This is a genomic window from Halosegnis longus (assembly GCF_009663395.1).
In the GTDB taxonomy this organism is placed as follows: Archaea; Halobacteriota; Halobacteria; order Halobacteriales; family Haloarculaceae; genus Halosegnis; species Halosegnis longus.
In genome coordinates this window covers 1,202,299-1,220,140 of the sequence record NZ_QKNW01000001.1, presented here as the reverse complement: position 1 = coordinate 1,220,140, position 17,842 = coordinate 1,202,299, and the positions used below count along the sequence as shown (strand labels likewise).

Sequence of the window (17,842 nt, the reverse complement as noted above, 5' to 3'; positions counted from 1 at the left end):
CCCACTTGATACGTGAGACCGAAACCGGTTCGTGGGTGGGTGACATACCGCCGCGCATGAGCGACGACTCGGGGGAGTGTGCCTTCTGTCGGATGGCGATACCCGAATCGCCAGTCGAGCACGGGGGCAACCAGTTCTGTTCGACGGCGTGTCGGAACCGGTTGGCCGAGACGGGGACGCCCTTCGTCGCGGCCGACAGCCACCGCCGCATCCAGCCGGGCGTGTCGGGACTCGACGCCTCGCTGCCGAACGGGTTTCCGCGCAACGCCTTCGTCCTCGTCGCCAGCGAGGCGGGGACGCGCGACCGCGCGCTCGGCGCGGAGTTGGTGTGGCGCGCACTCAAGCGGGGGGAGCCGGTCGTCTTCACGTCGTTCCAGGAGCCGCCCAGCGCGGTCGTCCAGCAGTTCATCGCGATGGAGTGGAACGTGCTTCCGTACCTGGAGTCGGGCCAGCTCCACATCGTCGACTGTTTCACCTACCGACTGGACGGCCAGGGCCGCGACCGGCTGTTCGACCGGATGGGGGAGTGGAACCGCTATCTTTCGACGGTCGCACAGGCCGCGACCACGACCGTCCGCGACCCCACCGACATTCGCGAAATCGAGAACAAGCTCGACAACGCGCTCGAGGGCCGCGAGATGGTCGACGACGGGCTGGTCGTCATCGACTCGCTGACGGAGATGGGGACGCTCACCCAGCCGGTACAGGCGTACGACTTCGTGAAGGACGTGCGTGCCGACGTGTGCAAGGGGCGGTTCGTCCCCATCTTCGCAGGGGCGGCTTTCGGTGGGGGTGGGGGGAGAGGCGACTCGTTCCCCCACGACCTCACCTACGTGATGGATGGACTCATCGAGCTGAAGCTGGACGAGGAGCCCTCGGGCGACCGGCTGGTGAAGCAGGTGCGGATTCGGAAGCTGAACGGCGCGGCCGTCGACCCCGAGTGGCACGGCTACGACTTCGAACCCGGCACCGGGATGGTGACGCAGAAGTGGCCGAGGCAGGCGAGCGACGAAGGCGAGACGGCCGGCGACCCCGACGAGCCAGCCGACGAAGACGGCGAGGAGTCGGGCGAGGAGACGGCTGACGATGCGGCCGCGGAGTGAGGGCAATCTTTCGTGGCATGAAAGGGATTATCCCCCACGGTAGGGTAGTTCTGCTATGCACGTACACGACCTACGGGTGAGCAGATGCGCGTTGTAGCGAAGTTCGGCGGCACCTCGCTTGGCAACGGTGACCGAGTCAATCGGGCGGCCGACTCGATTGCCGACGCGGTCGAGGCGGGCCACGACGTGGCCGTCGTCGCCAGCGCGATGGGGTCGACGACCGACTATCTGCTCGACTCAATCGAGTTCGAGACCGACGACGCCGACCGCGCCGAAATCGTCTCGATGGGCGAACGAACGTCCGTCCGGATGTTGAAGGCCGCCCTCACGGCCCGCGATATCGACGCGCGGTTTCTCGAACCCGGCAGCGAGGACTGGCCCATCATCACCGACGCCCACGGCGAGGTGGACATCGAGGAGACGAACCGGCGGGCGCTCGCGCTCGCGGAGGCGATGTCGGCAGAGGGGTTCGTCCCCGTCATCACGGGCTTTCTCGCACAGGACCACGCCGGCAACGTGACGACGCTCGGCCGCGGTGGCTCCGACACCACCGCCGTCATGCTGGGGAAACACATGGACGCCGACGAGGTCGTCATCGTCACCGACGTGGAAGGCGTCATGACCGGCGACCCATCCGTCGTCGAGGGGGCGCGCAACGTCGGCAAAATCAGCGTCGACGAGCTCCGAAATCTCTCCTTCCGCGGGGCCGAGGTGGTCGCACCCTCCGCGCTCGCGTACAAGACCGAGGAGATGGACGTGCGCGTCGTCCACTACCAACACGGCGACCTGCTCGCCGGCGGCACCAACATCGAAGGCCAGTTCGAGAACCTCATCGACCTCCGGGAGGGGAAACTCGCCTGCATCACGGTCGCGGGGCGAGCGATTCGGAACCGCCCGGGCATCCTGAATGAGCTCTCCGCGCCGCTGTCGGCGGCCGAAATCAACATCGACGCCGTCGCCTCCGGGATGGACTCGGTCACCTTCTACGTGGACGCAGCGCAGGCCGAGGAGGCCGAGACGATTCTCCACGAGGCCGTCGTCGCCGAGGACGCACTGTCGTCCGTCACGGTCGACGACAGCATCGCCGTCATCCGCGTCACCGGCGGGAACCTCCCGAGCGAGCCGGGGATGATTTACCGGGCGCTGACGCCGCTCGCAGACGAGCGGCTCACCGTCCACGACGTGATCAGCTCCGCGACCTCCGTGGCCATCTTCGTCGACTGGGAGGCCAAAGAGCGCGCGCTCGAGTTGATGCAGGGCGTCGACTTCTAGCGACCCTTCCGGAGCCGCGTCCCGATTTCCTCGGGGAGGTCGCTCTCTCTGACGCGCTCCACTACGCGTTCGATGTCGTAGCCGACGCGGCGTTCCTCGACCGTCCACTCGTCCGTGTCCAGCAGTGCGTACGCCGCGTCCGGGTCGCCGTCACGGGGTTGGCCGACGCTGCCCGGATTCAGGACGACGCCCGAGTCGTACCGCTCGTGGTGTTGGACGTGGGTGTGGCCCATGACGAGCGCGTCCCCGTCGAGCAGCGACTCGCTGAACATGTCGGGGTAAGTGTAGCGGTCGGGGTCGTCGGGGTGGCCGTGGACGACGTCGATGCCGTAGCTGGTGCGTTCGGCCGGCAGCGACTCCAGCCACGCGAACTGCGCGTCGGTGAGGGTCTCGCGCGCGTACCGGACGCCCGCGCCGGCCATCGAGTTGAAGCCGAAGCTGGTGTCGGTGACGACGGCACGGTCGTGGTTGCCCATCACCGTCGGTACGTCGCGCTCGCGGATGGTGTCGACACAGTAGCCGGGCCACGGGTTGTAGCCGACCACGTCGCCCGCACAGACCAGCGCGTCGACGGCGGGCATGTCATCGAGCACCGCGTCGAGGGCCGGCTTGTTGCCGTGGATGTCAGAGAGGACGCCGACGAGCATACCCGCAGTTCGGTCGCAGGCGGCTTCAAACTGGGCCTACTCGTTCACGTAGGCAGTCTCGAATCCATCGTCGACAGGCGCGACGGCGGCCGCACAGACGGCGTGCTCGAAGTCGGCGTCGTACAGCTCGCGGGCCGCGCCCGCGGGGTCGGTCGCGTCGAGGTCGTAGCCGGCGGGCGTATCTCGCTCGTAGGTGGCGACGAGCGTCGGCTCCGTGACCGCCTGGACGTGAAGCGCATCCCGGCGGACGGTGGCGATGTACGCGCCCTCCGGGGAGACGGTACCGGCGACGCGGGGCGTGTCGTAGTCGTCCTTCTCGAAGTCGAGCGCGTGAAGCGCGGTGACGAGGGCATCACGTGCGGGGTAGCCGAGCGCGAGCTTCTCCGTGATGGAATCGACGTGGCTCCCGTTGCCGACGACGGCGGTGTCGTCGGTCGTCCGGACGCAGTTGTAGGCGATATACGGGTTGTCGGTCTCGGGGGCGTCTTCGGTCGGACCGACGACGAGCGCGCCGTCACGCTCGTAGACGTGACGGTTCGGGAACGAGCGCGAGGAGACGCGGTAGGCGGCGACCTCCGGCGAGACGACGACGAATCGGCCAACGTACATGCACACAGCTGTACAGCTTCACAACTTAGCGGTGGCGATTGGACACTCCTGTCCAACGGAAAGCAAGCGGGACGGCTTTGCCGGTGGCGCGAGTCGGGGGGATATGCCCGAACTCGGCAAGGTCGGCGGCCAGTTCTTCCGTGAGGAGATTTATCCGCACCTCGGCGCGGACCGCGAGGACGTGTACATCGGCCCGCAGGCCGGCGTTGATTTCGGCGTGCTCGACGTGGGCGGGCAGGCGCTCGTGCTCGCGACCGACCCGCTGTCGCTCCCGCCGGGACTCGGCTTCGAGCGCGCCGGTCGGTTCGCCCTCGATATCTGTCTCGCGGACGTGGCGGTCTCCGGTATCGCGCCGAGCCACATCGCCGTCGGCTTCAGCCTCCCGCCGGAGCTGACCGACGAGCAGTTCGCCGCAGCGTGGCGCGCGATGGACGACCGCGCGCGCGAACTCGGCGTCAGCGTCGCCACCGGCCACACCGCCCGCTACGCCGGCGTCCAGTTCCCGTGGGTCGGGGCGGCGACCGTCCTCGGCGTCGGCGACCACGACGACGTGATTCGCCCCGACGGCGCACAGCCCGGTGACGCCCTGCTCGTGACGACCGGGCCGGCGGGCGAGACGGCCGGCCTGTTCGCCTCCATGTTCCCCGAGCAGTTGGACCTCGACGCCGAGACGGTCGCTGCCGGCCAGGCCCGACTCGACGACGTGGCCTGCGTCGAGGACGCGCTCGCGCTCGCCGCGTTCGACACCCACGCGATGCACGACGCGACCGAGTGTGGAGTGCAGGGCGGGCTCGTCGAGATGGCAGACAGCGCCGGCGTCCGGATTGACATCGACCGCGACGCGTTCACCTACGGCGAGGGCGTGCGGGCCGTCTGTGACGCCATCGGCGTCGACCCGCTGCAGGTCACCTCCTCGGGGACGCTGCTGGTCGCTATCGACCCCACCGACGCCGAGCGCGCGGTCGAGCGACTCGCTGAGCAGGGAACCCCAGCCGCGGTCGTCGGCACGGTGTCGGACGGTGAGGGCGTCTTCGAGTCCGGCGAGCGACTCGCCCATCCGGGGAGCGACCCCTCGTGGGCGGCCTACGACGAGTACCGGAGCGAGCGTTGATTGCGGATTGGGCGCGACCCGAGCTATGGTGACCGAACGGGAGTGTCTGGACGCACTCCGTCAAGCGGCAGCCGAACTCGACGAGTCGCCGTCGAAGGTACAGTACGACGAACTGGGATATCAGCCGGCGTCGACCACAATCATGCGAGTGGTCGGTGGTTGGAACGAGGCCAAAGCGCGGGCAGGGTTGGAGACGGTCGAGGCCGGCGGACAGACCGGTATCTCGCGGGTCGAGCCAAAGCCCGACGACGTGGAACTCGACGACGGCGAGGTGTGGGAAGAGCTGTCGCCACACCAGCGATGGTATCGGAAGAACCGCGACCGGCAGCAGGGAAAGAAGAAACGACGGCGAAAGGAGCTTCGAGCGTGGCTCGCAGAGTACAAGCGCGAGCACTGTCAGTGTGAGCGCTGTGGCGAATCCGACCCAGCGTGTCTCGACTTCCACCATCCAGACGGCGTCGAGAAGCGGGACGGAGTCGCGCGGATGGTGAATCGCGCGTTCTCGAAAGCCTCTATTCGCGAGGAGATAGAGAAGTGTATCGTGCTCTGTGCAAACTGCCACCGGAAGGAACACGACGACTCCGGAGACCCAGAGTGACCGAGAGCGCCGGCTTTCGCAAGCCTCATATGACCTAACGCGCTATCGGTAGTTGCACAGTCCGTTAGGGTAGTGGCCAATCCTGTTGCCTTCTGGGGGCAACGACACTGGTTCGAATCCAGTACGGACTACTTCTTCAATTCTAACGTCGCTAGCGACTGCTCGACGCTTTGCCGGGAGTAGACGCCCAGCCTACAGCGAGTAGGCGAGCCGTTCGCCGGTGTCGAGTCCGTTTCTGAGGGCGACGTGGAGCCGCGCTTCGCCGCCGACCCAGTCGCCGAGACAGTAGAGACCGTGAGACGCGGCGCTGTCGACGGGACCGTGGGCGACGCCGTCGTCGGGGAGCGCGTACCGCCAGCCCTGCTGGTCCGACCACGCCGGGTCGCGCAGGCGGTCGTCGCCGACGATATCGGCGGCGTGGTCGGCGAGCGCGGTGACGTTGGATTCCGGGTCGTCGTCGTAATGCTCGACCGACCACTCGTGGTTCGCTTGCACGACGAGGACGGACTGGCCGTCGGGGACGTGGCCGGCCTTACACTCCTCGCGCGAGAGCCAGCCGACCTCGTGGTCCTTGTCGACGTTGACCAGGCCGTAGTAGGGCACGTCGAGGTCGAACTCGTAGCCGAGGACGGCGGTGTAGATGCTCCGATACGGGACCGCCTCACAAGCCTCGGCGAGGGTCTCACGCACCTCGTGGTCCCAGTCAGCATCGCGGAGCAGTTGGGCGGTCTGGGGGGCGGGCGGGTTCACGAGCAGGGCGTCGAAAGGCCCCCACGACTCCCCGTCGGTGACGTCAGACGCGGAGTCGCCACCACCTCCGTCCGTATCGTGGAGTCGCCACTGCTCGCCGTCGCGCTCGATGGTCTCGACGCGCGTCCGTCGGTGGATGTCGGCGTCCGTCTCGGCGAAGAGCCGCTTCGCGATTTGCGTGAGCCCGCGCTCGTAGCTCCACTTGTGGTCGTCGGCGTCGCGTCCCTCCTGTATCTCCCCGTCGTCTTCGAAGACGTAGATTGGTTCGCTGGCGTCGACGAGCCCGTCGGAGTCGAGCTGCTCGGTGAGCAGGTCGGTGACGCGCTCGTCGTCGTCTTTCACGTAGTTCGCGCCGTAGTCGTAGACGTACTCGTAGTCGCCCCGGCGGCGGGTGGCCGCGCGGCCACAGACCCCGCCCGACTTTTCGAGGACGGTCACGCTCGCCTCGGGAAGGGCGGTATCGAGGACGTACGTGGCCGCCGCGCTCGCGGCTCCGGCTCCGATGACACCGATAGCTGGCATACCCGCGTTAGGACCGCCAGCACGAAAAGCGTGGAGCGACCGGCGAGTCAGAAGGGGTACTCGCGCTCCTCGCGCTGGAGCGAAATCCACTTCGTCTCGGTGAGCTCGTTCATGATGGTCTCGCTGTTGTACCCACCCATGCCGGAGGCGTTCGTGCCCGAGAAGGGGACGTGCGCCTCGTCGTTGATGGGCTGGTCGTTGACGTGGACGTGGCCGGTGTCCATGCGGTCGGCGATGTCGAGGGCGGTGTCGAGGTCACCGTGGACCGACCCCGACAGCCCGTAGTCGGTCGCGTTGGCGAGGTCGACCGCCTCGTCGACGGTCTCGAACGGGATGACCGGCGCGATGGGACCGAAGTGCTCGTTGCAGGCGGCGGCCATGTCGTTGGTCACGTCAGAGAGGACGGTCGGTTCGACGACGAGCGAGTCGTCGACGCCGTCGAGGCCGACCGTGGAGCCGCCGGTTTCGAGGGTCGCGCCGGCGTCGACCGTCTCCTCGACGTACCCCAGCATCTCGTCGCGCTGGCTCTCGTCGATGATGGGACCGACGACGGTGTCGTCGTGGGCGGAGCCGGCGGGCAGCGACGCGGCGCGCTCGGTGAGCCGCTCGACGTACTCGTCGTACACCGACTCGTGGACGATATGGCGGTTGATGGAGATACACACCTGCCCCTGGTGGACGAAGGAGCCGAAGACGGCGCTGTCGATGGCCGCATCGAGGTCGGCGCTCTCGGTGACGACGTGGGCGTTGTTGCCGCCGAGCTCCATCGCCTGAATCGCGAGGTTCTCGGCCGCGAGGCTCGCGACGTGTTTCCCGACCGGCGTGGAGCCGGTGAAGGCGACCGCATCGCTTTCGGGGTGGCTGGCGACCGCATCGCCAACGTCGGAGCCGCGCCCGGTGACGACGTTGATGACGCCGTCGGGGATGCCCGCGGCCTCGGCAAGCGCGCCGAAGAGCAAGCCGCCGACCACCGGCGTGTTCGTCGCCGGCTTCACGACGACGGTGTTGCCGAGCGCGACGGCGGGTCTACTCGGCGGACGTGTAGGACCGGGATAGAACATGAACATTTATTATAGACGCCCGCACAGTGAGGGTATGGTAGTACACCGGCAGGCTTCGTGACCGAACGCACTGCTCACAGACCGACCCGACCATATCCCGCATGACAACACAAACCGCAACACGCACCACGACTCGCCCGACACCGACCACCGACCGCCGACTGATTCCGCTCCAGCCGCGCCACGGACCACAGCCGAAGCGACTCGACGAGTAGGCGTCTCAGTTTTCGATTCGACAGAACGCAGACAGCGACGGCGTTCGCGGTCAGTTCTCGGAGGCCGTGTACGGTCGCTCGCGGACGGTCTCGGCCAGCCGGTCGATTTTCTCGTGGGTCACGTCGTTCGCCATCTCGGCGTACAGGAGTTCGACCTCCTCGCGGCTCATCTTCACCGCGTCGATGTTGGTGACGGCCTCGTGGGCCCGCTCGTTCAGTTCGCGGATGGTGGCGATGGCGAGCAGATACGGCATCCCCATCCCGGCGAGGATACCCACCTCGTCCTCGGGGAGGGTGCGGAGATACCGGCGTGCGCCGTCGGCGTAGTCGGTCGCGCGGTCCGTGATGCGGGCGACGACGCGGGCGACCGAGTCGGTCGCGCTGGGGTCCGCGACGGCCTCGTGGTCGATGCCCTCGGCCTCCAGCAGTTCGCCCGGCAGGTAGACGTTGTTCTCCGTCTCGTAGTCGTCGCGCACGTCCTTCGCGATGTTGACGAGCTGGAGCAAGAGCGCGAACTGGCGGGCGTCCTCGGGGTCGGTCTCCTCCGCGCCGTAGACGCGAAAGAGATTCGAGAGCAGCTTCCCGACGGTGCCGGCGACGTACCAGCAGTACTCCTCGAGTTCGTCGACGGTGCGGAGCCGAAGCCCACCCTCGTCGGCGTGGTCGCGGAGGAAGTCGGCCATCCCGGTGGCCATCTCGCGGACGACGGAGCGCATGGCGGCCTGCACGTCGGCATCGAGGGAGGCGAAGACGCGGAAGACGCGCTCGGTGTCGCCGACGACCTGCCAGTCGGCGTTGGGGTCGTCGGGTCGATGTGGCTCGACTTCGGTGAGGAACGCCTCGACGGTGGCGGGGTGGTCGGGGTCGAGCACGTCGTCGTACAGCTCGAGCAGACGGGCGCGTTCGCGCGGCGGAATCGACGGATCGTCCTCGATGGTGTCGGCGATGCGGCAGAGTAGATAACCGGTACAGACCCACGCGTCGACAGGCTCTTCTAGGAGTTCGATGGTGAGCGTAAACGTCCGAGACACGGAGTGGACGGCCTCAAACGTCCATGCTCGGTCGGCGTCTGTAGCCGGCGTCGCCGCCGAAATCGACGGGTGATTGCCGGGCGAATCACTCATTGTATGGTAAGACCGGCCGCTGGTACAAAAGCCCCGTGGGGATTCATCGGCCCGCGGCTGCGGTCCGTCGCCGTGCCGGCCCCGAAACCCTTGCATCGACGCGGCCCCTTCGGCGTGTATGGGCCGGTACGCGGCAGTGTTGTTCGACCTCGACGGCACGCTCTGTCGCCACGAGCAGGCCATCGAGCCGGTCTTTCGAGGGGCCTTCGAGGACCTCGGCGTCGAGCCGGTCGGCGAGCCGGCGGACCTGTGGGTCGCGATGCGGGAAATCACGGAGTTCGACGGCGAGACCGAGCAGCTCGCGGACGGGATTGCACGCGTCGCCGCCGACCGCGGTCGACCGCTCGACGCCCGCGCGTGGGCCGAGGCGTTCGTCGCCCGGCTCGACTGGACGGACGTGACCTTCCTCCCGGGGGCCGAGCGGGCGCTCGCGGCAGCCCGCGCGAACGGTCCCGTCGGCCTGCTCACCAACGGGCCGGAGCCGCGCCAGTCGACGAAGCTCGCCGCGCTCGGGCTCGACGGCGCGTTCGACCCGGTCGTGTACGCCGGCGAACTCGACCGGCGAAAGCCGCACCGTGAGCCGTTCAATCGCGCGGTTGCCGCCCTCGGCGTCTCCCCCGAGCGCGTCCTCTACGTGGGAAACTCGCTGGAACACGATGTCGACGGCGCGCTCGATGCCGGCCTCCCGGTCGCGTGGCTCGATGCCGACGGCGACGGCCCCGGCGACCGCCGCCCGACCCACACGCTTCGGTCGGTCGACGAACTGGCTGCCGTGCTCGGGTCGTGAGTGCCGCGAGCGTCGGGCCCATACGTCCACAGTCCTACCCGGAGATATGAACGCGGCCGACGCCGTCGCCGAGGCGCTTCCCGACCGGTCGGTGCGGCGGGTGGACCCCGTCCAGCGGGGAAACCACAAGCGGACGTACCTGGTGACGCTCGACGACGGCGAGGTCGTGGTCCAGCTATCGACGCGACCGGCAGCGTTCCGGACGGAGCTGGCGCTGGCCCGCGCGGTCCGTGAGCGCACGTCGGTCCCGACGCCCGCGATTCTCGCGGAGGAGAGCTACGAGGGCGGTCGGTACGCCGTCGTCGAGCGCGCGTCCGGCGACGACCTCCACGAGCGGTTCGCCGGGCTGCCACTACCCACCCGAGAGACCGTCGCCCGCTCGTTCGGCCGCTGGCTCGCCGCCTGCCACGAGGCGTTCCGGTTCGACGGCTACGGCGACGTGAGGCTCACGGACGGGGAGCTACGCGCGACCGACGCCGACTGGCGGGCGTGGTTCGGGGAGCACCTCGACGCCGGGCTGGCGGCGCTCCCCCCCTCGCTGTCGGACCTGCGCGAACCAGTGGAGACCGCACTCGCCGACGCAGACCTCCCCGAACGACCGCCGGCGCGGCTCTACCCGTGGGATTTTCGGCCCGGAAACGCCGTCTACGACGACGACCACGGAGTGACAGCCGTACTCGACTGGGGGGAGCCGCTGGCCGCGGACCCGGCGCTGTCGGTGGCGAAGGCCGACCACCTCATCTGTGCGTGGTACGGCGACGCGGAGCCGCTGCGGGCCGCGTTTCGGGACGGCTACGCCGCCGAGCGGCCGCTTCCGTCGGTGCCGCGGCTCTACCGGCTCGCGGCGGTCGTCCGGTCGGCCGTCGACTCCAACGGCGAGGTGACGCGGCCGGGGTACCCGGAGCGGACGGGGAGTGCTGCGGTCGACTTCCACCGCGACCGGCTCGCGGCGCTGCTTGCGGGCGCAGCCGACGGGTTCTAAATCCCCCGCGCCCGACCGACGCAGTATGTCAGGCTCGGAGCTCGCAACGGAAGTACGGGAGATACTCGACACCGACTCCGAGACGTTCGCGGCGCGCGTCGAAGCCGAAATCGAGGAGCTGAAACGCGAACTCCACGAGGGGACCTTCGACAACGCGCAGGGCGTCGTCGGCTTCGAGTACGAGTTCTACGCCGTCGACGACTCGGGGGCGCTCGCGCGCGTCCCGCGGCGACTGCTGGAGTACGTGGGCTTCGAGAAGGAGCTGGGGCTGCACAACGCCGAGATGTCCACCTCCCCGCAGCCGCTGTCGGGGTACGGCCTGCGCGCACAGGAGGCCGAGGTGCAAGCGCGGCTCTCGGCCGCACAGGAGGTGGCGACGACCGAAGGGTTGCGGCTCGTCTCGGACGGCATCTGGACCCAGCCGCCGGTCGGCGAGACCGCGGGGTCGTATCTCGCCGACTCCATCGAGGAAGACGGGATTCGGCTCGCGACGAACATGAGCGACGCCGTCCGGTATCACGCGATGGCGAACACCGACTTCAGCGCCGACATGGCGCTCGACGCGCCGGGGGTCGAACTCGACGCCCGGACCGTGATGCCGGAGAGTCTCATCACGTCGATACAGCCCCACTACCAGGTGCCGCAGGCGTCGGAGCTTCCGACGTACTTCCGGTACGCGCTGCGTATCGCGGGGCCGCTGCTCGCGCTGGGGGTGAACTCACCCTTCTTCCCGCCGGACCTCTACACCGACGAGCCGGCGCGGGTCATCGAGGAGTCGCCCGACAGCGGGCGCATCCACGTCTTCGAGTCGGTGCTCAACCCCGACGACGACCCGAAGGTGCGGTTCCCGCGCGACTTCGACACCATCGAGGAGGCCGTCGACCGGGTGGCGGCCGACACGACCGTCGTCCCCGAACTCCAGTCTGAGGGCGGGCGGTTCGACGACCGCTTTGCCCACTATCGGCACAAACACGGCTCCTACTGGCGGTGGGTGCGGCCCGTCATCGAGGGGAGTTCGCGCAAGAGCGCGAACGCGCGCATCGAGTTCCGCCCCATCGCGAGCCAGCCGACCGTGCGCGACTCGATCGCGTTCCTCGCGGCCTTCGCCGGGCTGATGGAGTCGCTGCGCCGGCTCGAACACCCGGTGTACGACCAGTCGTGGGAGACCGCCCGCGAGAACTTCTACGCGGCCGCAGAAGACGGGTTGGACGCCGAGATGGAGTGGGTGACGGCCGACGGCGAGGTGACGACGAACGCGGAGACGCTGTACGCGGAGCTGTTCGAGTTCGCGCGGTCCGGGCTAGAACGCAGCGGCGTCAGCCCCGAGGAGGCGAATCGGTATCTCCGCCCGCTCCGTGAGCGGGTCGACCGCTGCGTGACGCCCGCATCGTGGAAGCGTACCCGCGTCCGCGAGCGGTTCGACGCCGGCGAGCCGTTCACCGAGGCGCTGTGGGGGATGCAGGCCGAGTATCTCGACGAGCAGGAGGGGACGCTCATCGAGGGGACGTTCGCCGAGTGGCTGTGAGTCAGTAGGTCGTCGACATCCCGCCGTCGTGGGTCATGTCGTCGCCGTTGAGGTGGCTGGCGTGGTGGGAGAAGCCGTGGACGAACAGATTCCCGACCTCGTACGGCTCCATCATCCGCTTGACCTTGCTCGCCCCGAGGATGACCTGTTCGACCGTCTCGGGGACCGAGAGGCCGCGCGACTCGGCGGAGTCGGGGAGCTGTTTGGCGACGAGGGGCGTCTTCACGAACCCCGTGGAGACCGAAAAGCCCCGGATGTCGCCGTCGCCCTCGGCGGCGATCGATTGGGTCAGCCCCCGGAGCGCGAACTTCACGGTGTTGTACGCCACCTTGTCCTCCGTGACGATGTGACCGTGGACCGAACACATGTTGCCGATGACGCCGCCCGACTCCTCGAGATGGGGCCAGGCGGCCTTGCTCAACAGGAGCGGCGCACGCTGCATCACGTCGTGCATCAGGTCGTACTTCTCGGTCGGGAACTCGGCGATGGGGGCGATCGTCTGGAGTCCCGCGACGTTGGCGAGATACCGGAGGTCACCGAGGTCGGCGGCCCGTTCGACCGCCTGCTCGATGTCTGACTCCTCGGTGAGGTCGGCCTCGACCGACTCGATACCGCCGGGGAGTCCGAGCGTCTCGGCGCGGGCCGTCACCTCGTCGAGTCCGTCCGTGTCCACGTCGACGCCGGCGACCGTCAGCCCGTTGCCGGCGAGACACAGCGCGATAGCGCGTCCGATGCCGCTCGCGGCCCCCGTGACGAGCGCGACGTTCTCGTCGGTGTAGGCCGGGTCATCGACCGTCAGTATCCGGTCCGTCGTTATCTCACTCGGTCCGTACTCCTCCATCGCCTCCGCGGCGCTCATCACCATACCAGTGGAGTGGCGTGCGGTGTGGCATAAATTCACGCACGTACCAGATTAGGCCGGCCGAAAAATTGACGGGTTTAGGTGGGCCAAAATGAGAGGCGTGGGTATGCGACGACGCACATTCCTGACCGGAACGGCGGCGAGCGCTGCGCTGTTGGCTGGCTGTAACAGTGGCACGGAGACGGAGACACCGACCGACGGCGGCGGGACGGAGCCGACCGCCACGTCGACCGCGACCGCGACGCCGAGTGACACTCCCTACTCGGTGGAGATGGCCCCCGTCGGCGAGGTGGAGTTCGAGTCGGTGCCGGAGACGTGGGTCGCCAACAACGGCAGTTGGGCCGACATGGGTATCGCGCTCGGCCAGGAGCCGCCGAAGGGCGTCTGGCTCACGAGCCGGTATCACACCCAGTACTACGACGAGATTGACGGGCTTTCCGTCGACAAAGACGACATGACGAGCATGTCGAACGACGGCGTCTCGAAGGAGCTGTTCTATCAGTTCGACGCCGACGTACACCTCATCGACCCGACCTTCCTCAAAAACCGGTTCGGGAGCTGGAACCGGGCTGACGTCGACGAAATCGAGTCGAACGTCGGCCCGTTCTTCGGGAACAGCATCTTCTCGCGGAGCTACGGCTGGCACGACTCCTACCAGTATTATGACCTGTACGGAGCCTTCGAGAAGCTCTCGCAGGTGTTCCAACAACGGGAGCGCTACGAGGCGTTCGTCTCGCTCCACGAGGAGTTCCGGGCGAACCTCGACCCCCACGTGCCCGCGGCGAGCGAGGCCCCCTCGGCGGCCGTCGTCTGGGGCAGCGGCGACCAGCCGGACACCTTCTACCCGTACGTGCAAAGCGAGGGGACGAGCTTCAAACACCTGCGTGACCTGAACGTGCAGGATGCGCTCGCCGCCTCCGACGTGAAGGATTTCCACAGCAGCCGCGGCGCAATCGACTACGAGACGCTGCTCGACGTGGACCCGGAGATGCTGCTGGTGCGCGGCCAGGAGGCCAAGTCCGCCGCACAGTTCGAGGACACCGTCGTCTCGTTCATGCAAGACCACGAGGTGGCGAGCGACCTCACCGCCGTCCAGAACGGCGACGTGTACCGGGCCGGCCCGCTGTATCAGGGTCCCATCACGAACTTCGTCGTGACCGAGCGGACGGCGTCGGAGCTGTACGGCGTGAGCGAGTCGCTGTACGACCGCGAGCGCGTCGCGGACATCGTCGCCGGCGATATCTGAGAATCGCGCGACTTTTGTTGTCTTAGGGAAACCTAAACCAATGAGAGAGAGGGGAGATGGCCGAACGCGCTGAGACGGCGGTCGGCCGCTGGGACTGGTTCGACACGACGCTGGTGTCGTTTTGCGTGGCCGCACTCGGGATCGCCGTGCTCGCGGGGCTGATACAGGTGAGCTACGGGAGCTACGAGATGACGCTCCGGCAGGCGTGGCTGTCGGTGTTCGACCCGGCGGTGTGGACCCAGCCGAACGTGCTTGCGACCTTCTTCCTCGGTGAGCGCGCGACGGCGGCGCTCGGCCTCTCAACGGAGTATGACCTCGCGACCGCGACAAACATCGTCTGGAACATCCGGCTGCCGCGGGTGTTCACCGCGGCGCTCGTCGGGCTGTCGCTGTCGATTTCAGGGACCATCTTCCAGGCCATCACGCGCAACGAGCTCGCGAGCCCGTTCATCCTGGGCGTCTCCTCGGGGGCCGGCTTCGCCGTCCTCGTCACGCTGGTCCTCATCCCCTCCTTCGGATTTCTGCTCCCGCTGACGGCCGCCGTCGGCGGAACCGCCGCCTTCCTGCTCGTCTACGCGATTGCGTGGCAGGGCGGCACCTCGCCCGTCCGGCTCGTCCTCGCGGGCGTCATCGTCGGCACCGTTTTGAACTCGCTGCAGACCGCGCTGTACTTCTTCGCGACCGACCTCGGGACGGTCCAGCAGGCCATCTCGTGGACGACCGGCTCGCTGACGGGAGCCGACTGGGCGCAGTTTCGCATCATCCTCCCGTTCGTCCTCCTCGTCGTCATCCCGGGGACGGTGTTGGGTGCCCGCCAGCTGAACGTGCTCCTGCTCGGTGAGTCGACGGCGAGCGCGCTCGGGATGCGCGTCGAGCGGATGCGGTTTGCCCTCTCGGTCATCGGTATCGTCGCGGCGTCGGCCGCGGTCGCCGTGGCGGGCGTCGTCAGCTTCGTCGGGCTGGTCGTCCCCCACGTCGTCCGAACCGTCGTCGGCAGCGACCACAAGCGGCTGCTCGTCGGCTGTGCGTTCGCCGGGCCGGCGCTGCTCGTCGTCGCCGACACCGGCGCGCGGCTGTTCCTGCCCGTCGTCACCGGGTCGCCGACACAGCTTCCCGTCGGCGTCGTCACCGGCATCATCGGCGGGCCGTACTTCCTGTATCTGATGCGCCGCCGCCAACAGTTGGGTGAACTATGAGTCCGGCGCTCACCGGCGACGACCTCGCTGTCGGCTACCCGACGACGGACGACCCCATCGTCGAGTGTGAGAACGTCATCCTCCCGGACGGCGAGATTACGGCGCTCGTCGGGCCGAACGGCTCCGGGAAGTCGACGCTGCTGAAGGCGCTGTCGGGGCAACTCGAACCGTGGGCCGGCGACGTGCGACTCGGTACCGACGACGTGTACGGGATGGAGAAGAAGCCGCTGGCGCGCCGGCTCGCGCTCCTCTCACAGGACGGCGACCTGCCGGGGTCGCTGTCGGTGCGTGAACTCGTCCAACACGGCCGCCACCCGTACCGTGGCTTCCTCGAACCCCTCTCGGAGACCGACCACGCGGCCGTCGACGAGGCGCTCAACCTCACCGGCACCGACGAGTTCGCCGACGACGGCGTCGGCAACCTCTCGGGCGGTCAACGACAGTTGGCTCGCATCGCCATGACGCTCGCACAGGAGCCGGACGTGTTACTGCTCGATGAGCCGACCACGTTCCTCGATTTGCGCCACCAGCTCGGCGTGCTCGACGCCGTCCGCGCGCTCAACGACGAGCGCGGCGTCACCGTCGGTATCGTCCTCCACGACATCGCGCAGGCGGCCCGCTACGCGGACAACCTCATCGCGCTGCGCGACGGGGTGCCGTACGACTGGGGACCGCCGGCGGAGGTCGTCACGGAGCAGCTGCTCGCGGACGTGTTCGGCGTCGAGGCAACCGTACGCGAGGGACCGGAAATCGTGCCACACCAGCCGCTGTAAGCTCGCGAGAACGGAGAGAAGACGACAGAGATTATCGGGCGGCGGCCGCGACGCGCTCTTTTTCCTCCTTCTGGTTGACGGCGTACGTCTGGACGTCGTAGTTCGCGGCACCGGTCAGCTGGGAGGCGAGTGCCTCCGCGGCCGGCGTCGTGGTCTTGAACGACGAGCCCTGCACGCCCTCGGCGATGAACTTCAGCGCCTGGTCGACGCGGCGCTGCGGGGCCACGTCGACGGCCTGCGGGACGGAGATGCCGCCGTACTTCAGGCGGACGGTCTCCTCGCGCGGACCGGCGTTCTCGACTGCCGTCACGAGCACCTGCACCGGGTTCTCGTCGGTGCGCTCGTGGACGATGTCGAAGGCCTCGCGCACGATGCGGGTGGCCTGCTGTTTCTTCCCCGTGTTCTCCTCCGTCTGCATCAGACGGTTAATGAGCCGCTCGACGATGGAGAGCTCTGACTTCTTGAACTGCTTGTTGGAGTGTCGCCCCTGCGTGTGTGCGATCGGGGTGACGTTGATGTAGCGACGGGTGGACTCGTCCTCGTAGCTGATGTCGTCGACGCTCCAGACGCCGAACAGCTGTGCGGAGACGCGCTCGTCGTCCGTGGAAGCCGGGGCGTCCGGCTCCGGCGCTTCGCTCTCGTCGCTCATCGGACTGGCTTCTCCTGGTTGCCGCGCACGAGTTCGATCATCGCGACGCCGTTCACCTTCTCAACCTTGTAGTTGACACCCGAGAGGTCGCCCATCGCACGACCCTTCGCCCCACCGATACCGGCGATGGTGACCTCGTCGTGCTCGTCGATGAACGAGATTGCACCGTCACCGGGACAGAACGCGGTGACCTGCTTGCCGTTCTTGATGAGCTGGACTCGGACGCACTTCCGGATCGCCGAGTTGGGCTGTTTCGCTTCGATACCGACCTTCTCCAGTACGATGCCGCGCCCCTGCGGCGCACCCTCGAGGGGGTCGGACTTCTGTCCGAGCCCACGGGCACGTCGCGCATAATCAGAGTCGGACCATCGCCGCTGCTGACGGTCCTTCTTGAGCTTGCGCGCGGCGTACTTGCCGTTCGCCATAGTACTGCCTACTTCCCTACCCAGCCACTTAAACATCTTCTTTCGTCCCGTCGAGAATCCCGTCGCAGGCGGGCGTCTACCCGTCGTTAGGTGAGAGCCACGTCGTCGAGGCCGGCGTACTCCGAGGCGAGCAGTCGCGCCAGCCGAATCCGCTCGCCCGACGATCCGATGGCCAGCCCGCGGTCCTCTTCGCTCACCTCGACGTAGGCCGTCCCGAGCGCCGAGACGGTCACGTTCTCCACGTCGGCGGGCGCGAGCGCGTGCTCGATGAGCGTCGCCGGGTCGCTCGCGTACGTGACGACGGCGACCGGCCAGCCGAGCGCCTCGCGCAACCGTCCGCGCGCCTCCTGGATCGTCTCCCGCGAACCGGTGGGCGCGAGCACGA

Annotated in this window: 17 protein-coding genes, 1 tRNA gene and 1 pseudogene; 11 read left to right on the top strand and 8 right to left on the bottom strand. The window is 67.9% G+C overall.

All coding sequences use genetic code 11. The features are described 5' to 3' along the window. Positions 1-56: 56 nt before the first annotated feature. Complete coding sequence (locus DM818_RS06625) at positions 57-1,103, top strand: RAD55 family ATPase (protein ID WP_075937507.1); 1,047 nt, start codon at positions 57-59, stop codon at positions 1,101-1,103. Between the two features lie 84 nt (positions 1,104-1,187). After that, a complete protein-coding gene (locus DM818_RS06620) occupies positions 1,188-2,375 on the top strand; it encodes an aspartate kinase (protein ID WP_075937508.1) in 1,188 nt (395 codons plus the stop codon). Here DM818_RS06620 and DM818_RS06615 read toward each other — a convergent pair. Further along, positions 2,372-3,022, bottom strand: coding sequence for a metallophosphoesterase family protein (locus DM818_RS06615; RefSeq protein ID WP_075937510.1), 651 nt, complete (start codon positions 3,020-3,022; stop codon positions 2,372-2,374). The two genes, DM818_RS06620 and DM818_RS06615, sit on opposite strands and share 4 nt — an antisense overlap. Before the next feature lie 36 nt (positions 3,023-3,058). Beyond that, a complete protein-coding gene (locus DM818_RS06610) occupies positions 3,059-3,631 on the bottom strand; it encodes an IMP cyclohydrolase (RefSeq protein ID WP_153952460.1) in 573 nt (190 codons plus the stop codon). A gap of 103 nt (positions 3,632-3,734) precedes the next feature. On the opposite strand from DM818_RS06610, the gene DM818_RS06605 reads away from it, so the two are divergent. The 3 genes from DM818_RS06605 (at position 3,735) to DM818_RS06595 (ending at position 5,471) form a co-directional block, all read left to right on the top strand. Next, complete coding sequence (locus DM818_RS06605) at positions 3,735-4,742, top strand: AIR synthase family protein (RefSeq protein ID WP_075937513.1); 1,008 nt, start codon at positions 3,735-3,737, stop codon at positions 4,740-4,742. A gap of 25 nt (positions 4,743-4,767) precedes the next feature. After that, positions 4,768-5,340 carry a homing endonuclease associated repeat-containing protein gene (locus DM818_RS06600; protein ID WP_075937514.1) on the top strand — a complete coding sequence of 191 codons (573 nt, stop codon included), beginning with the start codon at positions 4,768-4,770 and terminating at the stop codon, positions 5,338-5,340. Positions 5,341-5,398: 58 nt separating this feature from the next. Next, positions 5,399-5,471, top strand: a tRNA-Gln gene (locus DM818_RS06595). A 61-nt stretch (positions 5,472-5,532) separates the two neighbouring features. Here the strand turns inward: DM818_RS06595 and DM818_RS06590 are convergent. From DM818_RS06590 to DM818_RS06580, 3 genes and pseudogenes are all read right to left on the bottom strand, one after another. After that, entirely contained in the window at positions 5,533-6,612 is a 1,080-nt protein-coding gene (locus DM818_RS06590; RefSeq protein WP_123123576.1) for an NAD(P)/FAD-dependent oxidoreductase, read from the bottom strand. A 47-nt stretch (positions 6,613-6,659) separates the two neighbouring features. After that, positions 6,660-7,637, bottom strand: a pseudogene (locus DM818_RS06585) (aldehyde dehydrogenase family protein); the annotation flags it as partial. Between the two features lie 301 nt (positions 7,638-7,938). Then, entirely contained in the window at positions 7,939-9,012 is a 1,074-nt protein-coding gene (locus DM818_RS06580) for a phytoene/squalene synthase family protein (protein ID WP_075937517.1), read from the bottom strand. A gap of 118 nt (positions 9,013-9,130) precedes the next feature. Between DM818_RS06580 and DM818_RS06575 the strand changes: the two genes are divergently transcribed. From DM818_RS06575 to DM818_RS06565, 3 genes are read left to right on the top strand one after another with little or no spacing between them, the layout of a single operon-like run. Next, positions 9,131-9,799, top strand: a complete 669-nt coding sequence (locus DM818_RS06575; RefSeq protein ID WP_153952458.1) for an HAD family hydrolase — start codon at positions 9,131-9,133, stop codon at positions 9,797-9,799. Positions 9,800-9,845: 46 nt separating this feature from the next. Beyond that, positions 9,846-10,781, top strand: a complete 936-nt coding sequence (locus DM818_RS06570; protein WP_153952457.1) for a phosphotransferase family protein — start codon at positions 9,846-9,848, stop codon at positions 10,779-10,781. Positions 10,782-10,806: 25 nt separating this feature from the next. Continuing rightward, complete coding sequence (locus DM818_RS06565; RefSeq protein ID WP_153952456.1) at positions 10,807-12,306, top strand: hypothetical protein; 1,500 nt, start codon at positions 10,807-10,809, stop codon at positions 12,304-12,306. A gap of 1 nt (position 12,307) precedes the next feature. On the opposite strand, the gene DM818_RS06560 is transcribed toward DM818_RS06565, so the two are convergent. After that, positions 12,308-13,165 (bottom strand): SDR family oxidoreductase, encoded by an 858-nt coding sequence (locus DM818_RS06560; protein WP_153952695.1) that lies wholly within the window; start codon positions 13,163-13,165, stop codon positions 12,308-12,310. Positions 13,166-13,274: 109 nt separating this feature from the next. Between DM818_RS06560 and DM818_RS06555 the strand changes: the two genes are divergently transcribed. Genes DM818_RS06555 through DM818_RS06545 form a run of 3 tightly spaced genes read left to right on the top strand, consistent with a single transcriptional unit; the run spans position 13,275 to position 16,383 of the window. Continuing rightward, positions 13,275-14,414 (top strand): ABC transporter substrate-binding protein, encoded by a 1,140-nt coding sequence (locus DM818_RS06555; protein WP_153952455.1) that lies wholly within the window; start codon positions 13,275-13,277, stop codon positions 14,412-14,414. 56 nt (positions 14,415-14,470) lie between these two features. After that, positions 14,471-15,610 (top strand): FecCD family ABC transporter permease, encoded by a 1,140-nt coding sequence (locus DM818_RS06550; protein ID WP_153952454.1) that lies wholly within the window; start codon positions 14,471-14,473, stop codon positions 15,608-15,610. Continuing rightward, positions 15,607-16,383 carry an ABC transporter ATP-binding protein gene (locus DM818_RS06545; protein WP_075937523.1) on the top strand — a complete coding sequence of 259 codons (777 nt, stop codon included), beginning with the start codon at positions 15,607-15,609 and terminating at the stop codon, positions 16,381-16,383. The genes DM818_RS06550 and DM818_RS06545 overlap by 4 nt, the downstream gene beginning before the upstream one ends. A gap of 31 nt (positions 16,384-16,414) precedes the next feature. On the opposite strand, the gene DM818_RS06540 is transcribed toward DM818_RS06545, so the two are convergent. Continuing rightward, positions 16,415-17,032 carry a 30S ribosomal protein S7 gene (locus DM818_RS06540; protein ID WP_075937524.1) on the bottom strand — a complete coding sequence of 206 codons (618 nt, stop codon included), beginning with the start codon at positions 17,030-17,032 and terminating at the stop codon, positions 16,415-16,417. Beyond that, positions 17,029-17,457, bottom strand: a complete 429-nt coding sequence (locus DM818_RS06535) for a 30S ribosomal protein S12 (RefSeq protein WP_075937525.1) — start codon at positions 17,455-17,457, stop codon at positions 17,029-17,031. Before DM818_RS06535 ends, DM818_RS06540 begins: the two co-directional genes overlap by 4 nt. Between the last annotated feature and the right edge of the window lie 385 nt (positions 17,458-17,842).

What these genes read in the sequence shown, in the direction of transcription:
- DM818_RS06565 (WP_153952456.1), top strand. Translation starts at nt 10,807, where the DNA reads ATGTCAGGCTCGGAGCTCGCAACGGAAGTACGGGAGATACTCGACACC.
- DM818_RS06560 (WP_153952695.1), bottom strand. Translation starts at nt 13,165, where the DNA reads ATGAGCGCCGCGGAGGCGATGGAGGAGTACGGACCGAGTGAGATAACG.
- DM818_RS06575 (WP_153952458.1), top strand. Translation starts at nt 9,131, where the DNA reads ATGGGCCGGTACGCGGCAGTGTTGTTCGACCTCGACGGCACGCTCTGT.
- DM818_RS06545 (WP_075937523.1), top strand. Translation starts at nt 15,607, where the DNA reads ATGAGTCCGGCGCTCACCGGCGACGACCTCGCTGTCGGCTACCCGACG.
- DM818_RS06620 (WP_075937508.1), top strand. Translation starts at nt 1,188, where the DNA reads ATGCGCGTTGTAGCGAAGTTCGGCGGCACCTCGCTTGGCAACGGTGAC.
- DM818_RS06550 (WP_153952454.1), top strand. Translation starts at nt 14,471, where the DNA reads ATGGCCGAACGCGCTGAGACGGCGGTCGGCCGCTGGGACTGGTTCGAC.
- DM818_RS06615 (WP_075937510.1), bottom strand. Translation starts at nt 3,022, where the DNA reads ATGCTCGTCGGCGTCCTCTCTGACATCCACGGCAACAAGCCGGCCCTC.
- DM818_RS06535 (WP_075937525.1), bottom strand. Translation starts at nt 17,457, where the DNA reads ATGGCGAACGGCAAGTACGCCGCGCGCAAGCTCAAGAAGGACCGTCAG.
- DM818_RS06590 (WP_123123576.1), bottom strand. Translation starts at nt 6,612, where the DNA reads ATGCCAGCTATCGGTGTCATCGGAGCCGGAGCCGCGAGCGCGGCGGCC.
- DM818_RS06580 (WP_075937517.1), bottom strand. Translation starts at nt 9,012, where the DNA reads ATGAGTGATTCGCCCGGCAATCACCCGTCGATTTCGGCGGCGACGCCG.
- DM818_RS06625 (WP_075937507.1), top strand. Translation starts at nt 57, where the DNA reads ATGAGCGACGACTCGGGGGAGTGTGCCTTCTGTCGGATGGCGATACCC.
- DM818_RS06605 (WP_075937513.1), top strand. Translation starts at nt 3,735, where the DNA reads ATGCCCGAACTCGGCAAGGTCGGCGGCCAGTTCTTCCGTGAGGAGATT.
- DM818_RS06600 (WP_075937514.1), top strand. Translation starts at nt 4,768, where the DNA reads ATGGTGACCGAACGGGAGTGTCTGGACGCACTCCGTCAAGCGGCAGCC.
- DM818_RS06540 (WP_075937524.1), bottom strand. Translation starts at nt 17,032, where the DNA reads ATGAGCGACGAGAGCGAAGCGCCGGAGCCGGACGCCCCGGCTTCCACG.
- DM818_RS06570 (WP_153952457.1), top strand. Translation starts at nt 9,846, where the DNA reads ATGAACGCGGCCGACGCCGTCGCCGAGGCGCTTCCCGACCGGTCGGTG.
- DM818_RS06555 (WP_153952455.1), top strand. Translation starts at nt 13,275, where the DNA reads ATGCGACGACGCACATTCCTGACCGGAACGGCGGCGAGCGCTGCGCTG.
- DM818_RS06610 (WP_153952460.1), bottom strand. Translation starts at nt 3,631, where the DNA reads ATGTACGTTGGCCGATTCGTCGTCGTCTCGCCGGAGGTCGCCGCCTAC.